At 40.0% G+C, this 21,158-nt stretch carries 21 protein-coding genes; 13 read left to right on the top strand and 8 right to left on the bottom strand.

Annotation, left to right across the window (positions count from 1 at the left end; all coding sequences use genetic code 11):
* The first annotated feature begins 405 nt into the window (after positions 1-405).
* The 7 genes from AW165_RS03295 to AW165_RS03265 all read left to right on the top strand — a co-directional run bounded on the left by AW165_RS03295 (position 406) and on the right by AW165_RS03265 (position 5,915).
* Entirely contained in the window at positions 406-2,268 is a 1,863-nt protein-coding gene (locus AW165_RS03295; RefSeq protein ID WP_016143582.1) for a DEAD/DEAH box helicase, read from the top strand.
* Positions 2,269-2,374: 106 nt separating this feature from the next.
* Positions 2,375-2,584, top strand: coding sequence for a hypothetical protein (locus AW165_RS03290; RefSeq protein ID WP_005067237.1), 210 nt, complete (start codon positions 2,375-2,377; stop codon positions 2,582-2,584).
* Between the two features lie 90 nt (positions 2,585-2,674).
* On the top strand, positions 2,675-3,493 hold the full coding sequence (locus tag AW165_RS03285) for an ABC transporter ATP-binding protein (RefSeq protein WP_002116999.1): 819 nt from the start codon (positions 2,675-2,677) through the stop codon (positions 3,491-3,493).
* Complete coding sequence (gene mlaE / locus AW165_RS03280; protein ID WP_002117010.1) at positions 3,490-4,266, top strand: lipid asymmetry maintenance ABC transporter permease subunit MlaE; 777 nt, start codon at positions 3,490-3,492, stop codon at positions 4,264-4,266. Before AW165_RS03285 ends, mlaE begins: the two co-directional genes overlap by 4 nt.
* Complete coding sequence (locus tag AW165_RS03275; protein WP_014207762.1) at positions 4,266-4,949, top strand: outer membrane lipid asymmetry maintenance protein MlaD; 684 nt, start codon at positions 4,266-4,268, stop codon at positions 4,947-4,949. The genes mlaE and AW165_RS03275 overlap by 1 nt, the downstream gene beginning before the upstream one ends.
* 25 nt (positions 4,950-4,974) lie before the next feature.
* A complete protein-coding gene (locus tag AW165_RS03270; RefSeq protein ID WP_032054643.1) occupies positions 4,975-5,616 on the top strand; it encodes an MlaC/ttg2D family ABC transporter substrate-binding protein in 642 nt (213 codons plus the stop codon).
* 11 nt (positions 5,617-5,627) lie between these two features.
* Positions 5,628-5,915 carry an STAS domain-containing protein gene (locus AW165_RS03265; RefSeq protein WP_005078357.1) on the top strand — a complete coding sequence of 96 codons (288 nt, stop codon included), beginning with the start codon at positions 5,628-5,630 and terminating at the stop codon, positions 5,913-5,915.
* Between the two features lie 72 nt (positions 5,916-5,987).
* Here AW165_RS03265 and AW165_RS03260 read toward each other — a convergent pair whose 3' ends face one another.
* On the bottom strand, positions 5,988-7,001 hold the full coding sequence (locus AW165_RS03260) for a magnesium and cobalt transport protein CorA (RefSeq protein ID WP_002116978.1): 1,014 nt from the start codon (positions 6,999-7,001) through the stop codon (positions 5,988-5,990).
* Positions 7,002-7,159: 158 nt separating this feature from the next.
* On the opposite strand from AW165_RS03260, the gene AW165_RS03255 reads away from it, so the two are divergent.
* Both AW165_RS03255 and AW165_RS03250 read left to right on the top strand, forming a co-directional pair.
* Positions 7,160-7,741, top strand: a complete 582-nt coding sequence (locus AW165_RS03255) for a TIGR00730 family Rossman fold protein (RefSeq protein WP_005067248.1) — start codon at positions 7,160-7,162, stop codon at positions 7,739-7,741.
* 14 nt (positions 7,742-7,755) lie between these two features.
* Entirely contained in the window at positions 7,756-8,157 is a 402-nt protein-coding gene (locus AW165_RS03250; RefSeq protein WP_033848810.1) for an NUDIX hydrolase, read from the top strand.
* A 1-nt stretch (position 8,158) separates the two neighbouring features.
* Here the strand turns inward: AW165_RS03250 and AW165_RS03245 are convergent, their stop codons facing one another.
* Both AW165_RS03245 and recG read right to left on the bottom strand, forming a co-directional pair.
* Positions 8,159-8,788 (bottom strand): ComF family protein, encoded by a 630-nt coding sequence (locus AW165_RS03245; RefSeq protein WP_017481676.1) that lies wholly within the window; start codon positions 8,786-8,788, stop codon positions 8,159-8,161.
* Positions 8,781-10,826, bottom strand: coding sequence for an ATP-dependent DNA helicase RecG (gene recG, locus AW165_RS03240; RefSeq protein ID WP_046811835.1), 2,046 nt, complete (start codon positions 10,824-10,826; stop codon positions 8,781-8,783). The genes AW165_RS03245 and recG overlap by 8 nt, the downstream gene beginning before the upstream one ends.
* Before the next feature lie 20 nt (positions 10,827-10,846).
* Between recG and AW165_RS03235 the strand changes: the two genes are divergently transcribed.
* The gene (locus AW165_RS03235) at positions 10,847-11,662 is read left to right on the top strand and encodes an NAD-dependent epimerase/dehydratase family protein (protein WP_060464942.1); all 816 of its coding nucleotides are present in this window, start codon (positions 10,847-10,849) and stop codon (positions 11,660-11,662) included.
* A 79-nt stretch (positions 11,663-11,741) separates the two neighbouring features.
* A complete protein-coding gene (locus AW165_RS03230; protein ID WP_081410525.1) occupies positions 11,742-12,725 on the top strand; it encodes a putative solute-binding protein in 984 nt (327 codons plus the stop codon).
* A 46-nt stretch (positions 12,726-12,771) separates the two neighbouring features.
* On the opposite strand, the gene plsB is transcribed toward AW165_RS03230, so the two are convergent.
* Positions 12,772-15,345: a glycerol-3-phosphate 1-O-acyltransferase PlsB gene (gene plsB / locus AW165_RS03225; RefSeq protein ID WP_005067259.1), complete on the bottom strand. Its 2,574-nt coding sequence runs from the start codon at positions 15,343-15,345 to the stop codon at positions 12,772-12,774.
* Positions 15,346-15,621: 276 nt separating this feature from the next.
* Here plsB and AW165_RS03220 point away from each other — a divergent pair, with 276 nt between their 5' ends.
* Both AW165_RS03220 and AW165_RS03215 read left to right on the top strand, forming a co-directional pair.
* Positions 15,622-16,494: an acyl-CoA thioesterase gene (locus tag AW165_RS03220; protein ID WP_060464940.1), complete on the top strand. Its 873-nt coding sequence runs from the start codon at positions 15,622-15,624 to the stop codon at positions 16,492-16,494.
* A 109-nt stretch (positions 16,495-16,603) separates the two neighbouring features.
* Positions 16,604-17,869, top strand: a complete 1,266-nt coding sequence (locus AW165_RS03215; protein WP_031945274.1) for a dicarboxylate/amino acid:cation symporter — start codon at positions 16,604-16,606, stop codon at positions 17,867-17,869.
* Positions 17,870-17,915: 46 nt separating this feature from the next.
* On the opposite strand, the gene AW165_RS03210 is transcribed toward AW165_RS03215, so the two are convergent.
* From AW165_RS03210 to AW165_RS03195, 4 genes are all read right to left on the bottom strand, one after another.
* Positions 17,916-18,866 carry a metal-dependent hydrolase gene (locus tag AW165_RS03210; RefSeq protein WP_081035459.1) on the bottom strand — a complete coding sequence of 317 codons (951 nt, stop codon included), beginning with the start codon at positions 18,864-18,866 and terminating at the stop codon, positions 17,916-17,918.
* Positions 18,867-18,990: 124 nt separating this feature from the next.
* Entirely contained in the window at positions 18,991-19,767 is a 777-nt protein-coding gene (gene yihA / locus AW165_RS03205) for a ribosome biogenesis GTP-binding protein YihA/YsxC (protein WP_005067265.1), read from the bottom strand.
* Between the two features lie 100 nt (positions 19,768-19,867).
* Positions 19,868-20,305 (bottom strand): RrF2 family transcriptional regulator, encoded by a 438-nt coding sequence (locus AW165_RS03200; protein WP_002116968.1) that lies wholly within the window; start codon positions 20,303-20,305, stop codon positions 19,868-19,870.
* 87 nt (positions 20,306-20,392) lie between these two features.
* Positions 20,393-21,157, bottom strand: coding sequence for a globin domain-containing protein (locus AW165_RS03195; RefSeq protein ID WP_014207751.1), 765 nt, complete (start codon positions 21,155-21,157; stop codon positions 20,393-20,395).
* Position 21,158 lies beyond the last annotated feature (1 nt).

Here is a 21,158-nt window from a genome sequence, read left to right as displayed (position 1 = left end):
TTTAATTATTTATAAATAAAACCCTCTATTATCAGAGGGTTTTATTTTTTAAGTAATTGGTAAATTTTAATTAGTTCAATAAATATGAAGAAAGTTGATTAAAACACATGACTTTTAATTTCTTTCTGCTATAATCCGCCCACGCACTTAAATTTCCGTTCATTACCTGAACATTCTGTTCTATTCATTGTAAGCGCACGCTGTCCATAGAGAGGACCATTTCTTGCGCCCCGATCGCTCAGCGATTCTTCAGGTTCGGCCGTAATCAAGCGTGCGTTTAGTCCACATCGTCGTTACTCGGATTGCTGCTGAAAAAACGTTTCAGCTAACTTTGCTTTGCCGCTTTGTGCCGATGTCTATTTTGTATTTATTAAAAATGGAGCACCCACTAGGGTGAAACTCTCTATGAGCAAAACTTTTGCCGAATTTTCTTTGCATGAAACCTTACAACAAGCGCTTGAAGGTTTAGGTTTTACTACCCCGACTCCTGTGCAAGAACAATCTATTCCTGCAGCTTTAGAAGGAAAAGACCTTCTAGTATCTAGCCAGACCGGTTCTGGTAAAACTGCGGCATTTTTATTACCGACATTACATAATTTAGCTGGTCAAGAAACTTTTGTTCCGTTCAAAGAACGCATGAAAGCTGTGACCCAACCTAACATTTTAGTTTTATGCCCAACACGTGAATTGGCTCAACAAGTTAGCCAAGATGCGATTGCTTTCGTACGTCACATGAAAGGTGTTCGTATTGCTGCAATCATGGGTGGTATGCCTTTTGGTAAGCAAATCCAACAACTTAAAGGCGCGCAAGTTATTGTTGCGACTCCTGGTCGTTTATTAGATTTAGTAAATCGTCGTCAATTAAAGTTAGATAAAGTTGAAGCTTTAATCGTTGACGAAGCTGACCGTATGTTAGACCTTGGCTTCTCTGAAGATTTAGAAGCGATCAGCGATTTAGCTGGTAACCGTCGTCAAACATTAATGTTCTCTGCAACTTTCGCTGACCGTATTATTCGTCTTGCTGAGCGCATGATGAATGAACCTGAGCGTATTGCAATTGAAACAGGTCACAGTACAAACACTGACATCACCCAAACTTTACACTGGACAGATGGTTTCGAACACAAGAAGAAACTTCTGACTCACTGGTTGGCTGATGAAACTCTTGATCAAGCTGTTGTATTCGCGAGCACTCAAGAAGATACAGATATGTTGGCTGAAGAACTTGCAGAAGCAGGTCACTCTGTAGTTGCACTTCACGGTGCAATGCCACAAACAGTTCGTAACCGTCGTTTACGTAGTATTCGTGAAGGTCGTGCAAAAATTTTAGTAGCAACAGACGTTGCTGCACGTGGTCTTGATGTACCGACAATTTCTCATGTAATTAACTTCGGTTTACCAATGAAACACGAAGACTATGTACACCGTATTGGTCGTACAGGTCGTGCTGGTCGTACAGGTCAAGCAATTACTTTAGCGACTTATCGTGAACGCGGTAAAATCCGTGCGCTTGAAGACTATTTAGATGCACGTTTAAGTGTTTCTGAAATTGAAGGCTTAGAGCCATCTCCACCTCCTGCTCGTTCAGGTCGTGATGGCGGTGGTCGTGGTCGTGGCGGCAACGGTGGTCGTGATGGTCGTCGTGGTGGCGGTTTTGGCGGTGGTCGTCGTTTTGAAGGCGAAAGCAACTTCAAACGCCGTGAAGGTGGTCGTGATGACCGTCCACGTCGTAGCTTTGATGACAAACCACGTGGTGAACGTCCATTCGGTGGTGAAGATCGTCCACGTCGCGAGTTCAATTCAGATCGCCCACGTCGTGAAGGTGGTTTTGAAGATCGTCCACGTCGTGAGTTCAACTCAGATCGTCCGCGTCGTGAAGGTGGTTTCAACGATAAACCGCGTTTTGACTCAAATGATGACAACCGTGGTAACCGCGTAGATTACAAACCACGTCGTGAAAATGGTTTTGGTGATCGTCCAAAACGTAGTTTCGGTGGTGAAGATCGTCCACGTCGTAGTTTTGATGATAAACCTCGTGGCGAGCGTCCATCATTTGGTGGCGAAGATCGTCCACGTCGTGAGTTCAACTCAGATCGTCCACGTCGCGAAGGTGGTTTTAACGATAAACCGCGTCGTAGCTTTGATGATAAACCACGTGGTGAGCGTCCAGCGTTTGGTGGCGAAGATCGTCCAAAACGTAGCTTCGGTGGTGAAGATCGTCCACGTCGTAGTTTTGATGATAAACCGCGTCGTAAATTCGACCGTTAATCAAAAGTTCGTTTAAAAAAAGGCCAGTAGAAATACTGGCCTTTTTTATTTTCCAGTTTTGTTATAAAATAACAAAGTGTGAATTGGTTCAATTTTTTATTAAATAATGAGTAAAAGTAAACGAAAAGAAACAATAATGGCACAGTTGAAGAACTTATTAGTTCAGCACGGCTTGCCTTATCTTTTTATTGCACTTGTTTTGTGTAATGGGGTTTATTTTGCCTATGCTTTTATAACTGGAAGTTCTATTGAGCAGTTTCAAATTTCTGAATTAACCTCTTTTTACGAACATACCTCTTCTATTTCTACCAACTAACTTAGCTTTGCTTTTGTCAAAATAACAACAAGTTTGCCAATTTTCAGTGTTATAGTATGCGTGCATAAAAGTGCAGGAACGATTGCCATTATGAATAATAAAACTCCTCTCTCGACTCAACCACTTATTGAAGTGAAAAATTTGAGTTTTAATCGAGGGGAACGCGTCATTTATGACAATATTAGTTTAAATATACGTCGTGGCCAGATTACGGCTATTATGGGACCTTCTGGTACAGGTAAAACAACATTATTACGTCTGATCGGTGGACAGTTAGTTCCTGATCAGGGCGAAGTTCTGCTCGACGGTAAAGATATTGCAAAAATGTCTCGTCAGGAACTTTTTTCAGCCCGTGCGCGTATGGGAATGTTATTTCAGAGCGGTGCTTTATTTACGGATATGTCGGTCTATGAAAATGTCGCATTTCCAATTCGAGCACATACCAAACTTCCTGAAAATCTAATTGCTGAACTGGTTGCATTAAAACTGGAATCAGTTGGTTTGCGTGGTTCTGAACAATTAATGCCTACAGAACTCTCAGGTGGTATGAACCGTCGCGTTGCTTTGGCACGTGCGATAGCGCTTGACCCTGATTTAATCATGTACGATGAACCTTTTGCGGGGCAAGACCCCATTGTAAAAGGTGTATTGACACGTTTAATACGTTCATTGCGAGAAGCTTTAGATTTAACCACAATTATTGTTTCGCATGATGTTCCCGAAACCCTTTCTATTGCTGACTACATTTATGTTGTAGCAGAAGGAAAAATTCAGGGGGAAGGAACACCAGAAGAATTACAGGCATATGCTTCTCCATTTGTGCGCCAATTCTTAACAGGTTCGGCAGAAGGACCTGTTGAATACCAATTTAGTCATCAAGCCTATTTAGATAACGAGGTTCGTCCATGAATACGATTGCCTGGTTAGGTAGACTCGTTATTGAGCGGATTCGAGGGATTGGTGTTGCGGCACTAATGCTCTTACAAATTGTTTTTTCTTTTCCTTCATCTGGTGGGTTTGGACGATTTATTTACCAAATGCATCGGGTAGGGGTGATGTCTTTGTTAATTATTACTGTATCGGGCCTATTTATTGGTTTGGTACTGGGTTTACAAGGATATTCAATTTTAGTGAACGTCGGCAGTGAATCAATGCTAGGCACAATGGTGTCTTTAACATTGCTGCGTGAATTGGCACCTGTGGTTGCTGCGTTATTATTTGCTGGTCGAGCAGGTTCTGCATTAACAGCAGAAATTGGTTCAATGAAGCAAAGTGAACAACTTGCCAGTATGGAAATGATCGGGGTTGACCCATTAAAACAAATCGTATCACCACGTCTTTGGGCGGGAGTGGTCAGTTTACCGATGCTAACTGTCATTTTTGCTGCGATTGGTATTGTGGGCGGTAAAATGGTAGGTGTCGATTTTCTTGGCGTCGATGAAGGCTCATTCTGGAGCGGTATGCAAAACAACGTGCAATTTGGGCATGATGTCGTAAATGGCATTATCAAAAGTATTGTGTTTGCTTTGTTATGTACATGGATTGCGGTATATCAAGGATATGCGTGTGATCCGACTCCAGAAGGAATCGCAACTGCAATGACGAGAACAGTTGTATATTCTTCATTATGTGTTTTAGGTTTTGATTTCGTGTTGACTGCGGTCATGTTCGGAGGGATTTAATGAAATCACGTAGTAGTGAGCTGGCCGTAGGTATCTTTGTTATTATCTTCGGTATTGCCTTGTTCTTTTTAGCCATGAAAGTTAGTGGCCTTGTTGGTACTAATTTAAATGATAGTTATACCATGAAGGCTCAGTTTGATAATGTCAATGGTTTAAAGCCTCGTGCTAAAGTAACGATGAGCGGTGTCACGATTGGTCGTGTTGATTCAATTACTCTTGATCCAGTTACGCGTTTAGCTACCGTAACATTTGATTTAGATGGGAAGTTGACAAGTTTTAATGCTGAACAGCTAAAAGAAGTTCAGAAAAATGCTTTAGACGAACTCCGTTATAGTTCTGACTACACGCAAGCTTCTCCAGAGCAACAAAAAGCAATGGAACAGCAACTGACCAGTAACATGAACTCCATCACAAGTATTGATGAAGATGCTTATATAATGGTAGCAACAAATGGTTTGTTGGGTGAGAAATATTTGAAAGTCGTTCCGGGTGGTGGTTTAAACTATCTTAAACGTGGCGATGTGATTTCAAATACTCAAGGAACCATGGATTTAGAAGATTTAATTAGTAAATTCATTACTGGCGGTGGTGCAGGTAAAGTTGCCGCTGGTTCAGCCTCAACAGATGCAGGTACTCCTGCAAGCACTAATAATGATAGTGCACAAACATCATTTGTTGAGTAAAAGATTATTTGAGGAGTAGTTCCAGGTGAATACGTTGTTTAAACAAACCCTGACAGCAAGTCTTTTGTCTACGATGATTGCAGGTACAGCATTTGCTGCGCCTTCAGAAGCACCACCTGATTTTATTAAGCGTGTTGCTGATGGTTTGATCGCTCGTTTAAAAGCAGATCATGCAAAATTGCAAAGCAATCCTGCGTTGGTGAAAACGATTGTACGTCAGAATTTGGACCCGTATGTTGATTCACAAGCGTTCACTCGTATTGTGATGGGTACTTATGCGACGAATCAGTATAGTACAGCTGCACAACGTGCTCAGTTTGAAACGAATTTCCGTAATACATTAATTGAAAATTACGGCAGTGCATTTGCTAAATATACGAATCAAAGCTATACCATGCGTCCTTACAAGGCAACTGCGGGTAAAAACCCGGTAGTGACATTGGACTTTAATCACAATGGTGAAAAAATTCCTGTCTCTTTCCAGTTAGCTGACAAAGGTACTCAATGGAAAATCCGCAATATCAATGTTTCTGGTATTGATCTAGGATTACAGTTCCGTAATCAGTTTGCTGCAACAGTGAAACGCAATGGCGGTGATTTAAATAAAGCAATTGCAACGTTCCAACCTGATGCAGACGCAGCTGTTAATAAAAACAAACAGAAATAAGTAGGTGACGAGTGGTTCAGTATCTCAACCAACAATTGGTTGTTTCGGGAAAAATTGATTTTGAAAATGCGGAACAACAGTATCAAGCAGGTTTAGCTATCATAAAGAAGCAGCAAAGCTTCCCACTTGTGGTGGATTTAACTGAGCTTGAGCATGGTAGTACTTTGGCATTGGCTGTTTTAGTTCAATGGTTACGAGAGACTCCAAAAAATACTGGTTTGCATTTTAAAAATGTCCCTGAAAAAATGCTGAAGATCATTCAAGCCTGTCATTTGCAGGATGATCTGCAAATGATCTGATGTTTTTGATGTAAAAAAGCACCTATATTTAGGTGCTTTTTTATGCTCGAAATTAGCATTTTATTACAAAGCTTAGATCCATTTTTTCCAGCGGAAATAAATGATCGGCCCAATAAAGAAACCCATAATAATCAGCAAAACAACAAAGAAACTGGTCGTACCATGTGCAAAAGGTAATACGTCTGTGTTCATACCGTAAATACTGGCAATAAGCATTGGAGGAGCTAACATACTTGGTAAGATCGAGAATCGACGAATCGTGTCATTCTGTTCGGTGTTAATGAATCCAGACGTCGTATCAAGTAAGAATCGTACTTTTTGGAATAAGAACGCATCATGTTCTACCAGTGAGCGCACATCTTCACTGAGCTCTCGAATGTCTGCGTCATAAATATGACTGCCTAAAGCACGTGGACGCGATAAGAAAGTAAGTACACGTCGTAAGTCAATGAGACAAAGCTGTGCTTTTCCTAGCATGTCTTCTTGTTGAGCTAGGCGTGTAATCATGTCATCAAGATCTAGAATTTTTTCACGTTGGTGGTTATTAAGAACCTCGGTGGAGTATTTTTCTAAATCTTTGTGGATATCTTCTAAGATATCCGCAAGCTCATCGAGTTTTGCTTCAAGAAGGCCTAATAAAATCCATGTAGGATCTTTATAGTCCATGTCATAGTCATTTCGGCGAGCACGGGCACGAAAGGCTCGAAACGCAACTAGTTTTTCTCCACGCATCGTAAAGAGACGGTCTTTATGTAAAATGAAAGCTACGGTTTGCACCATGGCAAGCATATGTGATGACTCTTCAGCGTCGCCATCCACCTGATAATTTTTATTTTTCGTTAAAAAATAAGTACTGATGTGCAAAATACCGTCATCATCACGGTAAAATCGCGCAGAAGATGAAATGTCTTCAAGCGACTTTAGTGTTGGTAAATTTTGGTCATAGGCATCTAATACCCATTGTTGCTCTTCTTGCGAGGGTGCAATAAGATCAAGCCAGACTAATTCGGGATGTAGATCAAATCCACCATTGATGGTGGCATCTTCCAGACTTCCGCGTTCTGTGGCATAAAAGGCTTCAAGCATGTGTCTTTTTTCCTCACGCAGTCTGATGGAAATGGATGGGTGTATTTTAGACAAGGATTTGCCGAAAAACACTTGCCAATACGCTATTTTGCAAAAAAAAACTCTATCGATAGTTTAGTTTGTCAGCATGACAGTTCAATAAAACGGTTTTTTACACTATGAAATCAATTTGTATTTTCTGTGGTTCATCTCTTGGTTCAAACCCAATTTTCCAAAAAATTGCCCAAGCTACAGGCGAGGCTATTGCAAAACAAGGGAAGACCTTGGTTTATGGTGGTGGTCGCTCAGGCCTAATGGGTGTGGTGGCCGATAGCGCCTTACAAGCAGGTGGACAAGTCATTGGCGTGATCCCTCGTGCTTTAGTTGATCGTGAGTTAGCTCATCCGGGCCTAACCAGATTATATGTGGTTGAAAATATGCATGAGCGTAAAACCAAGATGGCGGATCTTTCAGATGGCTTTATTGCCTTGCCGGGTGGCGCTGGTACATTGGAAGAAATCTTTGAACAATGGACGTGGGCGCAATTAGGGATTCATCAAAAGCCATGTGCTTTTTTAAATGTAGCGGGCTTTTATGAAGATTTACTTAAAATGATTCAAGGAACGGTGGATAATGGATTCAGCCAAGCACGGTTCGTTGATAAATTGATCGCATCAGACAAAATTGAAGATATTCTTCAACAATTCGAGCAATATCAGGCTCCTGCTCCAAAATGGACAAATGCAGATGTCCAACCATAAACGAGGTTAAATAGGTGAAAACAATTACGGTCGCTGCCGCAGTGATCTTAAATGAGCAAAATCAGTTGTTGCTTGTAAGAAAGCGTAATACACACACTTTCATGCAAGTGGGTGGCAAGCTGGAACCTAACGAGGCGCCAGAGATCACCATGCAGCGAGAAATTTTAGAAGAAGTCGGAAGCTCTTGTGTGATTGAGCAATTTATTGGTCATTTCGAAACAGCAGCTGCCAATGAGCCAGATCATATTCTGGTGAGTCATTTATATCTTGTTCAGCTTGATCAGGCCCCTAAAATTGCAGCCGAAATTGCAGAAATGAAGTGGATAGATTTAAATGATTCGGAAACTCAACTTGCACCATTGACCCGAGAAATTGTCATTCCTTGGTGTGAAGAGTATTTATCTACAGTGCAATAGCTTAACTCTTCGGCGTTGCTGCTAGGCACGCCGTATGAATGGATGTGCAGCCTAATTGTTTAAGTGCCTGACTGAGCGCATGAACAGAGCTTCCCGTGGTTATCACGTCATCAATAATGAGAACGCGGCGATAACGTCGTTTCTCTTGATGATGAGGTAAAAATTGTTGTTCTATATTTTCAAAGCGTTCTAGCCGAGTAAGTCCTTTTTGAGAGTGCTCGTTTAAGCGTTGAATTGGTTGCCAAACAGGTATTTTTAAGTGTTTGCTTAATATATTGGCGAGTACTAAGGATTGATTGAAACCACGCTCGATTAAACGTTGATTGGAAATTGGCATAGGTACGATCGCTTGTACCTTGGGAAATTTTAATTGTTTTAAAATTTCACCTAATAAGATCTGATAATGTAATTTTTGTTCATATTTAAACTGCTGAATAATCCGGTTAACCGGATAAGCATAATTACAAGCCACAAGAACAGAGTGATTATTACGTTGAATCGTTTGTTTAAGCCAAGGTAGCTGTTCCCAACAGTCTTTACAGAGCGAGTATTTTTCTCGCGTGCCTAACTCGCACAATGAGCAAGGTGAAAATAACTGAATAAGATGTTGGAAGTTTAAAAAATTAAACATAGGCGTAGCGAGGCGCCTCAGGAAGCCAACGTTTTAATAGAGCATCTGCCTGTTCTGGATAATCTTTTAAAACTTGCTGTGCCACATAGTGGGCTTGACTCAGTAGGTGATCATCCCGCTCTAAACGAGCCACTCTAAATCCCATATCCCCAGTTTGTTTAGTTCCTAATAATTCACCCGGTCCACGTAATTCCAGATCTTTTTCTGCAATAACAAAGCCATCATTACTTTCTCTTAAAATAGAAAGTCTCTCTTGTCCATTTTGAGAGAGAGGCGTTTTGTATAAAAGTACGCAAAAACTAGCTTGAGCACCTCGACCTACGCGACCTCGTAATTGGTGTAGCTGAGAAAGCCCTAAACGCTCGGCATTTTCAATCACCATAATGGAAGAGTTAGGAACGTCTACTCCAACTTCAATCACTGTTGTTGCGATAAGAAGTTGTAATTCATTATTTTTAAATGCTTGCATGACGGCTTGCTTTTCATCAGCTTTCATTTTGCCGTGTACCAAACCAATATTGAGTTCAGGAAAGCGTTCTTTCATCTCTTGGTAAGTTGCTTCTGCTGCTTGAGCATCTAAAGTCTCAGACTGCTCAACCAATGTGCATACCCAATAGGCCTGTTTCCCATCTCTGCAATTTGAAGCAATACGTTGAAGCACTTCCTCTCGACGATCAAGAGGAATCGTAACTGTTTGAATTGGGGTACGGCCTGGAGGTAACTCATCAATTATAGATGTGTCTAAATCACCATAAGCACTCATTGCTAGAGTTCTTGGAATAGGGGTAGCCGTCATCACGAGTTGATGTGGAGTGAACTGCTCAGCACCTTTATTGCGTAAAGCTAAGCGTTGATCTACGCCAAAACGATGTTGTTCATCAATAATTACCAGCCCCAATTTAGCGAAGCCAACATTGTCTTGAAATAAGGCATGGGTACCGACAATAAGTTCCGCGTGGCCTTCTTTAATCTGTTGTTCTGCTTGGGCACGGGCTTTACCTTTTTGTTTGCCAGATAACCATGCCACGGTTACACCCAATGGTTCAAACCAACGTTTAAAGTTTAAATAATGCTGTTCTGCAAGAATTTCAGTAGGAGCCATTAATGCAACCTGCCAATCTGCTTCTAAAGCATGACAAGCGGCTACAGCTGCAACAAGGGTCTTTCCAGCACCTACGTCGCCTTGTACTAGACGTAGCATAGGTTGATGTTGTTTTAAGTCATTTAAAATTTCTTTAGATACACGTTTTTGTGCATTGGTCATTTGAAATGGTAAAGCTTCTAATAGTTTTTTAGCTAATACTTTACTGCTTGAAAATGCAGGTGAGGCAATTTGTCGAATATAAGCACGGCGATTAAGTAAACTAATTTGGTGCGCAACCAACTCTTCAAAAATAAGCCGTTGCTGTGCAGGGTGCGAGCCTTGAGCCAATTGCAGCATGTTGGCATCAACTGGAGGCTCATGAATGTAATACAAAGCCTCTTTAAGCGCATAGCCATTGGTATATTGCTTTGGGAGTAGCTCTGGTAAGGCGTCGCTATGATGCTTTAAAGCTTGTTTAACGTATTCGCGTAATTTGGGTTGAGTTAATCCATCCGTACTTGGGTAAATTGCTGTAAGCTGAGTTTTTGGTAGAGGCGTATGTTCATGAATGAGCTGAATTTCAGGATGATACATCTCAAGGCCGCGAGCACCTACACGGACTTCACCAAAAATACGTAAGCGATGACCGGGTTTTATTTTATCAGTCAGGTTTTTATAAATATGATAAAAGCGTAAGGTGACTTTACCGAATTCATCTTGCACCAAGGCTGCCATAGATTTTCGCTTTCCCGGAGGGAAATCAATTGATTTGACTTCTCCTTCGAGTAAATAGCTCCGCCCAACCACAAGTTGATTCATTGGAATAATCGTACTGCGGTCTTCATAATCACGTGGCAGATGAAACAATAAATCATCTGTGGTAAAAATATTTAGTTTTTCGAGTAGGGCTGCTGAAGCCGATCCAACGCCTTGTAACTGATGGACTGAAGTCATGTCCCCTCAACGAGTTTTCTATGCATATATTATTTATCGGTTATGGTAAAACATCTCAGCGTGTTGCTAAACAACTATTTGAGAAAGAACATCAAATTACCACAATCAGCCGTAGTGTAAAAACGGATAGTTACGCAACACATATTGTTCAAGATATCTTTAAACTTGATTTAAGTAAAATTGAACCTGTGGATGTCGTATATATTTTACTTTCTCCAAACGAGAGTACGGTTGAGGGCTACCAACATACTTATGTAGATAGTATTGAACCGATTCGAGGTGCATTAAAAATACATCCAGTAAAAAAAATAATCGTTGCCTCTTCTACGCGGGTGTATGGTGAAAATGCAGGGGAGATCATTGATGATTTTAGTGAAATTCATCCAAATGATGCTCAAGGCCATATATTGCGTAATATGGAGCTACTCTGGCAAAAATATTATCCAACTCAATCTGTAATTGTTCGCCCTACAGGTATTTATGGAACTTCCATTGCCCGTTTAAAGAAAATGGCTGAAAATCATCAAAGTTATCCAAATATACATTATAGCAATCGAATACATATTGATGATTTAGCGAGATTTTTGGCTTTTATGGCTGATTATGAAAGTCATCAAACAAGCTATATTGTGACTAATAATCAACCATTACCTTTGCATGAAGTTATAGTGTGGTTTCAAAAACAATTGGGATTGCCAGAATTAACTTTAGAATCAAACCAAATTTCAGGTAAAAGAATTTATGCAAAACATTTACCTACAACAGGTTTTCAGTTAGAACATCCAATTTGCTTTAATGACTATTTATTATGTTTAAATGTTCATAGCACTAAATGAAATTTTGATTAAACTTTAAATAAGAACATAAATACCTGATGAGGCAGTCAAATTGCCGATAAAGATAAAAAGGTTGAAAGTGAAAAAAATTTGTTTAGCTCTTATCTTGAGCGTAACAGCTGTTGTGAGTTGGGCTGAGGATCAGGTGTGGTGTGCCTATGATCCTATCGGGTCCCAAGGGGATATTACTCGCCGTTTAAATGACATTCGGCTTTATGCCCAGCAATATCAAGTCAAATTTAAAGTGGTTACCTATCAAAAAGAACAGCAGGCCATACAAGCTTTTGATGATGGAAAATGTTCAGGTTTAGCTGCATCCAATTTCAATACTTATCGTTATAACCAATTTATGGGAAGTACCGCGGGTATAGGACTTATTCCTAATAACCGTACGGCCAAAAGCTTTTTGCAGCTTTTAAATCATCCTACAATCGAGAAAAGGTTAGTTTCTAAGAATTATGAAGCTATAGGAATGATTCCAATTGGAACTGCTTACATGGTTCTAAAAAATAAGAACCTCTCTAGAGTCGCTCAATTAAGAAATCAGCGTATTGGGGTGCTACCTAACAATCCACCACAACAAGCACTGGTACGAAGTGTAGGTGCTCAGCCAGTTTATGTCGATTTATCTAACGCGATTGCACAGTTTAAGCAAAATAAAATCGATATTATTGCTGCCCCAGTGTATGGATTATTGCCGTATAACTTACAAAAAGAATTTGGACCAGATACTCAAGTCATTAATTTTCCTTTGGCATATTTCGGTGTCAATTTAATTATTAAGCCGCAAGCTTATCCTGCTAATTTTGGCCGGAAAATTCGAGGATGGTTCGTTCAAAATAGCCAATTGCTGACGAATCGTGCGACACAATGGGAAAATCATTTACCTGCTTATTATTGGGTAGATGTCTCTTTTTATGAGAAGCAAAGTTATGACGTAATGGTTGCCAAAATACGTAATCAGTACGTTCTTTCAGGTTATTACGATGCTTATTTCGTTCAGCTTATGAAGCGCTTACGTTGTATGGACGATCCACGTTATTTTGAATGTCCAATTCGCTAATAAAATAAAAGGCAACCGAAGTTGCCTTTTATTTTGACTGAAGAATTTAAGCTTTTTTGCGTTTTAAACGGCGTTTAGCTTGTTGAGATGCCATTGCTTCAAGAGCATCTTTTAATTCTTCGTCAGTAAAGGTGGTGATGTGCTGTAACATTTGTAAGGTTACTTCATCAAGCACCAACTGTGCGCCAGCAGCCATTTGACGGAAGTTGTCATCAAACTCAATTTGGCCTTGATCGTTAGTGCGAATGTAATTTTGCTGCGTAAGTACTTTTAAGAAGCTTTGGAATAAAGCTTTATCGAAGAACTCTGGCGAATTAAATTCATAGAGAACTGATAAACGTTGTCCTAATAAATGACTTAATTCTTCAACTTGTTTAGCAGAGATATTACCTGAACCACGTTGAGTAATGAGCGCAAGTGTCATGTAGTAACGCTCAAGACTTTGCTTAACTGGCGTTGCTAAAACAACAAGCTGATTATGCTCTTCTGTATTTGGCGCAGAGCTAATCAAGTTACCTTCATCGTCTTGTTGAATAAGGTTAGATTGAACTAGAGCATCTGCATATTGCTCAACTTGTGCTTTAAGCTCGCTGCTCTTCCATTTAAGGAATAACTCAGCTTTCAAGAATGGATAGAGCGTATAGATGACATTAGTTAAATCTGAACGACTGATTTTTCCATTATGCTCAACAAGCGATGCTACTAGAGAAGGTAAAACAAAAGCGTGCAAGATGTTATTACGGAAGTAAGTCAAAAGAACAGCTTGATTATCTTCAATCGCAATAATATCGCCAAGCGCATGCTGAACGCGTTTAATGAGTTTAAGCTTTAAACCATACGCAATAATTTCTTTACCAGAAAGTGGTGTTACTTCCATACGTTGGTCATATGGGAAGTTTGATGCCAAGTTGCGGTACGCTTCAAGCTGCTTAATACAGATCTCTTCATCAAGTGTATGCTTTGGAGTTGCAAGCAAAATAATAGAAAGTAAAGAAACAGGGTTAATCACCACCGCTCGGTTAATATTTTCTAAAATTGCATGTGCAGAGCTATTTACTGCATCTGAAACAGCTTGAGGAATTGGGTCGTCATTTTTCTCGATATAAACGTTTTCTGCATTATGTTGCTTAAGCAGATCATCAAGGAAAACGGGTTCACCAAAGTTCACGTGGACTTTACCAAAGATACGTTCAATTTTTCGTAAGGTTTTCACAATACCAAAAATAGATTCGGCTTCTTTTGGCTTACCTTGCATTTCGCCTACGTAAGTTGAGCCTTCCATGAGTCGTTCATAACCAATATAAGTTGGTAAGAAAACGATCGGTTTGGCACGGCCACGTAAATGGCTGTGAACTGTCATGGCAAGCATACCGGTTTTAGGCGGTAATAAACGTCCAGTACGTGAACGTCCACCTTCAATAAAGTATTCAAGAGGCGTGTTGCGTGACAAAATACTATATAGATATTCTTTAAATACAGTAGTGTAGAGTCCATTTCCACGGAAGGAGCGGCGAATGAAGAATGCACCGCCACCACGTAGAAGCTGTCCAACAAAAGGTAAGTTTAAGTTATCGCCCGCAGCAATATACGGAACCATTAAGCCACGTTTATAGATGACATATGACAATAGTAAATAGTCAATGTGACTACGATGGCACGGTGTATAGACAACTTCATAGTCTTTCGCTAGTTCACGAACCGTACTAAAGTTATGTACTTCTACGCCGTCATAAAGCTGGGTCCATAGGCGTGTTAAGGCAAGATCGGCAAAGCGCACTGCTGAGTGCGAATAATCCGATACGATTTCATTCACATAGCCAATCGCACGGCGTTCAGCTTCAAGCATGCTCACTTTTCCGCGAATACTTTCACGGCGGATTGCTTCTTGCACATCACGAGATTTAACAACCGATTGCATGACATTGCGGCGATCCGACAAATCGGGGCCTAACACGACTTCACGCTGACGGTCTAAATAATCATTTAACGTACTTACAATATAAGTTGCTGGTGAAAGATTTGGATAATGCTGCTGTGCATATTCAACCAATTCACGTAGCGATTGTGGTTCATGAAATTCTAAATAAGACTGACGGCCATGCAAACCAATATTAACCAGCTGCTTAACTGTGCTTGGTGTTGCCCATGTGTCTGAAAATAATAATTTAAACCAAGAATCTTCTTTATCTGGCGAACGGCCCCATAAAACTGTAACCGGAACAAGCTCTATATCAAGTTCAGGGTTTTCTTGTAAAACTTCAATCAGTTTTATTAAACGCGGTGGAAAAGCATGAGGAGGCGGATTCAGTAAATTATTTTCATCATTGTGCTGTAAAAATAAAACTGATGCTTTTTCCTGATGAGTACCCACAATGAGTGGGTCTAACGCAGGTTTTAAATTTAAACGACGCGTTTCTCCATCAACCACTAAAGCATTGCTTCGAGAGTGGTTTTGTAAGACGTAACAAACCACTTTTTGGCGGTCAGTTTTTGCTTCTGTTTCTGTTGTTTCTGATACTGGTTCAGTAGGAACTTCCCCAAGAACATGTGGTGTTACCACGAGGTCAAGTAGTTTACTCGAAAGCCGACGATACATTTGACCAAACCCACTCTTGGACATAAGAACTCCTACTTCTTAAAGACAAATCCCAGCACCAAATGCAGAGGGTAATTATTTTGCGGCATTTATTAAAAAAAACAATATGCTACTTTCTTATAAATTATAATGCTTTTGGCATATTTTATCGTTAAAAATCGTATTTTTAGCTGTTATATGAGCAATGTTCGTCAGAAGTTGACTGATTGTTCCATGTTCAAATAGTTTTTTATGGCACAATAGATTCTACACATCTGTACTTTAATACGATTTTTTACCTGAAATATGAAGGTATCTCTCATGAATGCGTTAACCCAAGAACTTGTTGATCTTCTTACTTTAGAAAAGCTAGAAGAAAATATTTACCGTGGCATAAGCCGTAATCTTGTCGGTAAACGTGTCTTTGGTGGGCAGGTTTTGGGTCAGGCTTTACGTGCGGCATCTTATACAACCGATCGCCCAGCGCATTCTTTGCATGCATATTTTTTATATGGTGGCGATATTAATGCCCCAATTATCTATGAAGTAGACCGTTTACGTGATGGGAAGAGTTTCGTAAGCCGTCAGGTTCGTGCCATTCAACACGGACGAGTTATCTTTTCGGCGATGGTTTCTTTTGCTAACCCCGAAGAAGGCTTGAACTATCAACATCAAGAGCCAGAGTATCCCGCACCAGAGACTCTTAAATCTGAAAATGAGCTCAAAGAAGGTATTTTAAATTTCGTACCTGAAAATGTTCGTGCTAGTTTCATGCGTGAGCGCCATGTGGAAATTCGCCCAATTGATCCGGTAAATCCGTTTCAGCCTCAACCTGAAGCTCCTTATAATGCGCACTATATCCGCACACATGACCGTATTCCAAACCAATTAGATGATATTGCTTTGCATCAAGCAATTGTTGCGTTTTATTCAGACTTTACCTTAATGACAACTGCTTTGAGACCGCATGGGCTTAGCTATATTTCTCCAAGTTTGCAGTGTGCGAGTATTGATCATGCCATTTATTTCCATCGCCCGCTGCGTGCCGATGAATGGATGCTTTACGATATGGAAGCAACCGTTAGCGCAGCTTCTCGCGGCTTGAACTTTGGCCGTATGTGGCAAAATGGCCAACTTGTATGCAGTACCGTGCAAGAGGGTTTAATTCGTTTGCGGGAAATTGAAACGCAATAAGCTTATTTATAAAGCCATCTCATGAGATGGCTTTTTTATTTTTAATTGAAACGATGTGACAAAAAATTGCTCGTATGAAAAGCAAGCTCATGTCATATTTGCAAAAGGATTGCCAACTGAAAAAAATAATGCTGATATGAACTTAAACACACAAATTCTTATTGCTGCCATTTTAGGCTTAGCCTTTGGTTTTATATTAACGTTGTATCCCGATACTGCGTTTGTAAAACATAGTTTATATGGGTTAGGAATATTAAGTAGTGTCTTTATTGGGCTGCTTAAAATGTTGTTGGTGCCTTTGATTTTTAGCTCGATTGTTGTGGGTGTCTCTAATTTGCAGGCGGGAGGACAGTTAGGTCCAGTCTGGAAAATTACCTTTTTATGCTGTTTGACTACAACAACATTGGCTTTAATTTTAGGTATAAGTTGTGCTCATCTATTTGAAGTAGGACGTGGTATAGATATCTCTATTTTCCAAACGTCTATGCAAAACTATCAGGCACCAGATAGTTTAAATCCTGCAAGTTTTTTCACTAATTTTATTCAAAATACATTAATCAACCCATTTAAAGCGTTTAGCGACGGTAACGTTTTAGCGGTTGTGGTGTTTGCGCTATTTGTTGGTGTTGCTTTAGTCCATGGCGGTGAGCGTTTTAAAAGTATTCGCGTATTAAGTCATCAATTTTTTGAAATGATGATGATGCTAGTCGGCTGGGTAATGAAGCTAGCACCTTTGGGTATTTTTGCCTTATTAGCAAAGTTAATGGCAACGGAAGATATTTCGGTACTCAGTCGTTTGGCTGAGTTTGCTGTTGTAGTGACAGGGACTACCATTTTTCATGGTGCTGTTGTTTTACCGTTGCTACTTTGGATTTTTGGCCGCATGAGTCCTTGGACTTTTTTCAAAGGAACACGTACAGCGCTAATTACAGCATTTGCAACCAGCTCTAGTTCTGCCACAATGCCCCTTAGTATGAAATGCGCACAGGAAAACTTAGGTGTTCGTCCGCAAACAGCTGGTTTTGTAATTCCTTTAGGTACACAGCTTAATATGGATGGCACTGCACTATATGAAGCAGCCGCTGCATTATTTGTCGCAAATTTGGTGGGGCTAGACTTAAACCTGACACAACAAATTATTGTGTGTTTAACAGCAATGATTGCATCACTAGGGGCCCCTGGAATTCCAAGTGCTGGTATGGTTACCATGATTATGGTTTTACAGTCTGTAGGTTTACCGGCTGAAGCAATTGCAATTTTACTTCCGATTGACCGTCTATTGGATACGGTAAGAACAGTGGTAAATGTGCAGGGTGATATGATGATTAGTGTGGTTGTCGATCGTTATACAAAAGATAAAGATATCAGTGTCTAATCTCCTAAATAAAAAAGCAGGATTTAAAATCCTGCTTTTTTTATTTTTAAGCCGCTTGTAACTCGGCTCTTTTTGCTGCTGGAGATTGAGATAAATAACTTACCGCATCTTCAGTGCTGCCTTCCTTGACTGGATCATACCAAGGCATGAGGTAATCAATTTGTTGAGCAATAAGCCAGATTGGGTTTGGTAAAACCTGATTATCTTTTCTGCTAATTTTATACCACTCTACAGCAACCCATACTGGGAAAAATCTAGATTTAGCAGCATCAGCAAAACGTGGATCTTGTTTCATAATATGTGCAGCGCCATCTACCCATAATCCAAGCACCAGTACAATCACTGCAAGGCTTAAATAGTAGCGTGGAATATATCCACCACCCAAATGGCGATATAAATCAAAAGCAACGGTACGGTGTTCAATTTCTTCTGAACCATGCCATTTAACCAGATCGACCATTTCAGGGTCAGCGCCTAATTCTTCCCAACGCTCATTATAGAGTGCATATTTCCCTAATACACAGGTCATATGCTCAACAGTTGCAATAACGCCTAAACGGAAAAGGTCCCATTGCGCTTGTAGAAATTGAGGGACTTCTTTATCAAATGGTTTATCTGCTAAGGCAGTGGTAAATAGATAATTCATAATGTCCAGATTTCGCTGGATATCAATATTACGTGCGCTTAAATATTCTTTATTGGCAGAAGTATGCGCATTGGCATGCATAGCTTCTTGGCGGATAAATGCTTGCACATCCTGTTTAAGTTTTTCATCTTTAATTTGCGGTAAAACTTTATTGTACAAACGGCAAAACCAGAATTCTCCGGCAGGCAAGATGTTATTAATTTCATTAATAAAATAACTTGCGAAAGGCTGATTTGGAATCCAGTCAACAGGGGTATCTTTCCAGTCAAATTTTACTTTACGTGGAAGAATTTTATAGTCAATAGAAGAACCTAAAGCCTTGTTCTTCAAAAAAGATAACAATTTCATCATTTAGTCCTGATTTTTAACTCGATGAAGTTATAACGAGTATAAAAAAAGCCCCTACATTTGTGTTTAGCAATAGGGGCCAATTTGAAAATAAATTTAATAAAGAAATTGTATCTGTTTTGACGATTTACTCTTCAGCATCCTCATCTGATGCTTCAGGGATCGCGTCAACGTCAAATTCCGGCTCTTGATCAAGCGTAAAATGTAGGCGTCCAGCCATAACACTTGCTAGCTCTTCTAAACCTAATTTATTAAGTGATGAGAAAAGTTGAATCGAGAAATCAAGCTTCATTTTTTTCAGTTGTTGCTTAACTTCTAATAGTACTTTGTTTGCAGGGCCACGATTAAGTTTGTCTGCTTTCGTTAAGAGAATATGAACAAAGAGATGACGTGAATAAGCCCACTCTAGCATCATCATGTCGAAATGCTGTAGAGGATGGCGAATATCCATTAGTAATACTAAGCCTTGTAAGCTTTTACGATGGATTAAATAGTTCTCTAATTCTTTTTGCCATACTCGTTTCATATCTTCAGGTACGGCTGCATAGCCATAGCCAGGAAGATCGACTAACCGTTGATCAGGATTGCCTAAACTAAAGAAGTTAATCATCTGAGTACGGCCGGGTTTTTTAGAGGCGCGCGCTAACTGTTTTTTATTGGTTAATGCATTGATAGCACTAGACTTACCGGCATTTGAGCGTCCTGCAAAAGCGATCTCGTAGCCACTATCTTCAACACAAAGTGCCAATTTAGGTGCACTCATTAGAAACTCAGCTTGGCGTAACCAGTTGAGTGATTGCACAGCATATGCCGTGATCGCTGGATCTGGTTTCTTTTCATAGCTGATCTTTTGCTTGGGTGCGAGTCTGGCTTTGGTGTCTTTCGATTTTTCACTACGACGCATAAAAAATAACTTTTTAAATGAGAGGGCTCGCGCCTAGTATAAAGGAGCTTGGGTATTCTTGCTAATTTTCAATAAGTCGACTTATCAAAATCAGTAGAGCTTAGATTTGTAAAAATGCAATAGGGGAGTTGGCAGGAGCAGATTTTGATTGCTGCAAAACTTCTCCGAGTGTGTATTGGTCTAGACTTTGATAAAAGCTTTCTAAAGCCTGATCTAAAATACCTTTTAAACCACAGTGACTGCGTAATACACAAGGTGGTGTATTACATTCAACGATTTGATTGTCGCCCTGTAATATTCGAACGATTGAACCTAAATTTGAGTTAAGTGCATCTGGATTTAAGCGAATTCCGCCGCCTTTTCCACGAATGGTAATAATCCATTCCTGCTTGCCCATGAAGTGAACAACTTTAACTAGATGGTTTTGTGAAACATGCAAATCTTTCGCGATTTCTGCAATCGTGTAGGGTGCATCACTTGGGCGTGCAACATACATTAAGAGTCGTAATGCATAATCGGTAAATTTATTAAGCTGCATGATCACCAAAAATGGAAGAGATTAAAAGGATGATCATCTTAGCCTGAAAGTCTAAATAAGAAAACTTTCAGGCAAGAGGTTTTTACATTACAGCGTTAAAGGGGCTGAAACCTGTACTTGATCACCAACTCTATAATGCTCAAGTAGAATATTAGCAACTGAAAACTCAGTATGATTTTCTTCAGGCTGCACTTCAAAGTGATACGAGTTATCTTCTTGAGCTTCAGTAAATTTAAAAGCTTTCGGTTGTTCAAGTTGTTGCTCGGGAACTTGTACTTTAACTGAAATAAAGGCATTTGCTGGGCTAGTCAGTACGTCTTCATGGTCAGTTGCTTTTAAAGTGAAGCGTTTGCCAGATTCCAAAGGATCAATTTGAGTAATTTCAAATGAACGCCAGCCAGCCCATCCACCTTTTAAGCTTTCAAGTTGTTCATATTTTTGTTTTTCAACACCAATCAAGATATCAGCCAACTGTAAGTATGCTTGTTTCCACGCTTCAATAAGCTCTGATTCGAATGGCACGTTGAGTACTTCACTAATTGAATGAAGCAAGTTGTCCCCAACAATTGCATATTGGTCTGGTTGAATATCTAAGCTCACGTGTTTAGTGGTGATGCGTTCTACCGCTTTAGCGAGCACGGTAGGGTTCTCAATATTTTCTGCATAAGCAAGTACAGCAGCTGCAAGAGCACGTGGCTGACGTAAGCTGGTTTGGTCATCTAAATTAAAAACATTTTTTAATTCGGGATTGTTATTAAGCATGCGTTTATAAAAGTATGTAGTCAGCGTAACGCCGTGTTCACGTAAAACCGGTACAGTAGATTTAACAAGTTCAATTTGTTGTGGAGTCATG

The sequence above is a fragment of the Acinetobacter sp. LMB-5 genome (assembly GCF_001541635.1).
GTDB classification, from domain to species: Bacteria; Pseudomonadota; Gammaproteobacteria; order Pseudomonadales; family Moraxellaceae; genus Acinetobacter; species Acinetobacter pittii.
The sequence above is the reverse complement of the archived record's forward strand: the minus strand, read 5'-3'. Positions and strand labels throughout refer to the sequence as shown.

Excerpts from the sequence above, each read along its gene's own strand:
- AW165_RS03295 (WP_016143582.1), top strand. The coding sequence starts at position 406 with ATGAGCAAAACTTTTGCCGAATTTTCTTTGCATGAAACCTTACAACAA.
- AW165_RS03290 (WP_005067237.1), top strand. The coding sequence starts at position 2,375 with ATGAGTAAAAGTAAACGAAAAGAAACAATAATGGCACAGTTGAAGAAC.
- AW165_RS03285 (WP_002116999.1), top strand. The coding sequence starts at position 2,675 with ATGAATAATAAAACTCCTCTCTCGACTCAACCACTTATTGAAGTGAAA.
- mlaE (WP_002117010.1), top strand. The coding sequence starts at position 3,490 with ATGAATACGATTGCCTGGTTAGGTAGACTCGTTATTGAGCGGATTCGA.
- AW165_RS03275 (WP_014207762.1), top strand. The coding sequence starts at position 4,266 with ATGAAATCACGTAGTAGTGAGCTGGCCGTAGGTATCTTTGTTATTATC.
- AW165_RS03260 (WP_002116978.1), bottom strand. The coding sequence starts at position 7,001 with ATGCTTGAAGCCTTTTATGCCACAGAACGCGGAAGTCTGGAAGATGCC.
- AW165_RS03255 (WP_005067248.1), top strand. The coding sequence starts at position 7,160 with ATGAAATCAATTTGTATTTTCTGTGGTTCATCTCTTGGTTCAAACCCA.
- AW165_RS03245 (WP_017481676.1), bottom strand. The coding sequence starts at position 8,788 with ATGTTTAATTTTTTAAACTTCCAACATCTTATTCAGTTATTTTCACCT.
- recG (WP_046811835.1), bottom strand. The coding sequence starts at position 10,826 with ATGACTTCAGTCCATCAGTTACAAGGCGTTGGATCGGCTTCAGCAGCC.
- AW165_RS03235 (WP_060464942.1), top strand. The coding sequence starts at position 10,847 with ATGCATATATTATTTATCGGTTATGGTAAAACATCTCAGCGTGTTGCT.
- plsB (WP_005067259.1), bottom strand. The coding sequence starts at position 15,345 with ATGTCCAAGAGTGGGTTTGGTCAAATGTATCGTCGGCTTTCGAGTAAA.
- AW165_RS03220 (WP_060464940.1), top strand. The coding sequence starts at position 15,622 with ATGAATGCGTTAACCCAAGAACTTGTTGATCTTCTTACTTTAGAAAAG.
- AW165_RS03210 (WP_081035459.1), bottom strand. The coding sequence starts at position 18,866 with ATGATGAAATTGTTATCTTTTTTGAAGAACAAGGCTTTAGGTTCTTCT.
- yihA (WP_005067265.1), bottom strand. The coding sequence starts at position 19,767 with ATGCGTCGTAGTGAAAAATCGAAAGACACCAAAGCCAGACTCGCACCC.
- AW165_RS03200 (WP_002116968.1), bottom strand. The coding sequence starts at position 20,305 with ATGCAGCTTAATAAATTTACCGATTATGCATTACGACTCTTAATGTAT.
- AW165_RS03195 (WP_014207751.1), bottom strand. The coding sequence starts at position 21,157 with ATGACTCCACAACAAATTGAACTTGTTAAATCTACTGTACCGGTTTTA.